General features: G+C 38.2%; 2 protein-coding genes and 1 pseudogene. All 3 read right to left on the reverse strand.

Features of this window, described 5'->3' with window-relative positions; translation table 11 throughout:
* Positions 1 to 534 (reverse strand): annotated as a pseudogene (locus ACRCJ0_RS11120) (oligoendopeptidase F); the annotation flags it as partial.
* 67 nt (positions 535 to 601) lie between these two features.
* Positions 602 to 1,699 carry a competence protein CoiA gene (locus ACRCJ0_RS11125; protein ID WP_431390471.1) on the reverse strand — a complete coding sequence of 366 codons (1,098 nt, stop codon included), beginning with the start codon at positions 1,697 to 1,699 and terminating at the stop codon, positions 602 to 604.
* 332 nt (positions 1,700 to 2,031) lie between these two features.
* Positions 2,032 to 3,027 carry a tryptophan--tRNA ligase gene (gene trpS / locus ACRCJ0_RS11130; protein WP_059134712.1) on the reverse strand — a complete coding sequence of 332 codons (996 nt, stop codon included), beginning with the start codon at positions 3,025 to 3,027 and terminating at the stop codon, positions 2,032 to 2,034.
* Positions 3,028 to 3,194: the final 167 nt, after the last annotated feature.

Raw genomic sequence — 3,194 nt, forward strand, 5'->3', positions numbered from 1 at the left:
AGCATTGTTTAAAAGTGAGAAAGTTGTTGAAGAGACACCAAAGATTTCGCTAGCACCAGCAAGTAAAGCCTCTTCATTTGGTGATAAGACATGCGCCTTCTTCGCAAATAACTCACGGAAGAAGTGACCGTATTCAGAGTGGTCTTCCAAAGTTTTTTGTACATCTTCAGATACTGCTAATACTTCTGGTTCAAACCAAGAGATCTTTTCACTAACTTGAGCAAGTAAGGCACCTGCTTGACTGTTGTAAGTTAGGTACTTGTTGTCTCCTGTATCTTGGTCATGTTTTAAATGTGCATAAACGTATAGGGATTCCAATTCACGGCTCACCGCTAATAAGGCCTCTAATACGGTTACCACTTGGTCAGCGCCTTGATCTAGAGTGCCTTTATAGCCTTGAAAAGCATCCGCTTTTTTTGGGAATCCACTTAAGGCATTCTCAAAAGCTCGATCATCTGGGAAGATACTAGTTAAGTCCCATTGAAACGCACTGTCTACTTCATTTCTAGGTTTTACTTCAAAAATTTTTGCCATAATATACCTCCGTTTTTTAATAGTATTTTCATTTTAACACACGAAGGTTGGTTTCTACATTAATATGCTAGCTATTTTCGTAATTAGCAAACAGCCACATCAGCCATGAAATAATGATTTCTTTGGTAAATAATGGATGTTCAATGACCAGCTGATTATCGAATAGTACATTGGCGAATTGGGCAAAATGGGTCCGCTCAAAATCTGGGTCATTCTTTTGATAAATGGCTACATAAGCTAGAATAATGGCCCAGTCAGCCACTTTTGAAAACATTGCGGTCGCTTGGTAGGTATATAAATCCGCTGGTGCTTCTTGTAAGTAAACTTGTCGTTGGTAAATGATTTCTAGAATCTTTTGTTGATTAGCTGTTGGACTAACAAGAACTTTCTTAATAAACTTGGCTAAATCTTTTGGGGCTGGACTAATTATGGGATGGTCTTTGCCAAATAATAAACTGGTCAAAAAGTCCCCCTTTTCATAGGTGAAATGGTCATTGAAGTAGTTGATATAGCGTTCAATGGACATCCGAATTTGCTTTTGCCCTTGACCATATAGGTTGACGGTCAATAAAACTACTTTACCTAAGGCCTCATGCCAAAAAGGCAGATAAAAACCAAACTCGTAATCATACCGTAAAAAGGGACGGACGGCATTCAAAGTCTTAGAAGTGGGTCCTTTGTGGTTGTTATCAAAAATGCTATGATAAGTAGATTGGTAGCCTAATAACCATAGAACACGACAATCTACATCCTGATAATCCGCTTGGCGTTTGAAGACATCTTCAGCAGAAATTGGGGCATACTGTAATTCGATGGCTAGGTTATTACTAACCTTGACTTGCTCGGGCACATAAATATCGGCCCGCCTCACTTGTTTTTCAACTGCATGCTCTATATAACCTTCTATATCAACCGTCTTTAATTTGCCATGAATAATGGTCTTTTGGTCAAAATGAATGTCTGATTCATTCACCTTATGATGGTCCTTAATAGTCTTAGCATAGTGAGCAAAATGAGGTCTCGTATCTTTCCCCTTCTTTAAGTAAACAGCCCTCTTACACTGGCTGCAATAATAACTTTCTGTTGTCGGTACTTTTTGACCGTTTTCGTCAATCAGATCTACTGCGAAGACAAATGATTCATCTTCTCTTTGTGCAAATTTCATCCCTCAGCCCCCTATCACTTAATTATATACGCCGTAAATATTCGAAAGCGCCGGGCTATTTTTCAAAATAAAAAAACAAGCTAGGTGAGGTCCTAACTTTGGGGAAATTGGCGGTTATTTAATGAGCTTGTTCGGAGCTTAATTTGCGGTTTAGCCCACTCTTCACAATCATATTTTATAAGGGTTTACACGTTTAAGCTTTTTGGCAGAATAAAATGAACCGGTCTATTTTTCATGAAAAAAGTGTGTTGCTAGCCAACTTGGTTGGTTGGCTAACACCACACTATGAAAGTTGTTTATTTGAATTGGTAAATTTGATTAGCTTCGTCGGCTTATCTAAATCCGATTGCTTTTTCCATGGCAGCCAGTGTTTCGTTGGCTACTTCATTGGCTTTCTTGGCACCATCTGCTAAAATGTCATCTAATTCAGATGAAGCCATCAATTTTGCGTGACGTTCTTGCATTGGTTCAAGGATAGAAATCACGACATCCGCTAAGTCTTGTTTGAATTTACCGTAACCAGCACCTTGATACTCAGCGACGATGTCATCAATTGGACGGTTGGCGAATGAAGAATAAATCGTTAACAAGTTAGATACGCCGGCTTTATTTTCTTTATCGTAAGAAATTTCACCAGAAGAATCTGTCATTGCAGATTTAATTTTCTTCGTAATTGTTTTTGGATCATCCAATAATGAAACGAATGATTTTTTGTTTTCGTCTGATTTACTCATTTTCTTGGTTGGTTCTTGCAAGCTCATAATACGGCCACCCTCTTTAGGTGCGTAAAATTCAGGCATTGTTAGAATTGGGCTTTCCTTCTTACCTGTATAACGATTGTTGAAGCGTTCAACAAAGTTTCTTGTTAATTCAAGATGTTGTTTTTGGTCATCCCCCACAGGTACTAAATCTGTTTGGTATAAAATGATGTCTGCAACCATTAATGGTGGATAAGTTAATAGACCTGCTGAAACAGATGCTTGTTTAGCTGATTTATCTTTGAATTGTGTCATACGCTCTAGTTCACCTAAGGCTGTGTTACATTGAACAATCCAAGCAGCTTGTGCATGGGCCGGTACTTGGCTTTGAATAAAGATCGTCGCTTTTTCTGGGTCAATCCCTAAAGCAATATATAAGGCAGCTAGTGAACGTGTGTTTTTACGTAACTCCTCAGGATCTTGCGCTACTGTAATGGCATGTTGGTTTACGACACAGTAATAGGCTTCAAAGTTGTTTTGTAATTCGATAAATTGCTTCATAGCACCAACATAATTACCGATTGTTGGCGTTCCGCTTGGTTGTACACCAGAAAAAATACGTTTTGTCATCTAAATATCCCCTCACTTAAATTCTACTCTAGTATAGCATATTTTTACTGTCTTGTTAGTATCCGCCTTGTTCGAATGACTAGATGATACCGCTATAATAACTTATCTTTGATACGTCAAGATTGGTTAAAAAACCATAGAAATTTCACAAACTCTGTGTTATACTG

This window comes from Aerococcus sp. L_32, from assembly GCF_050689315.1.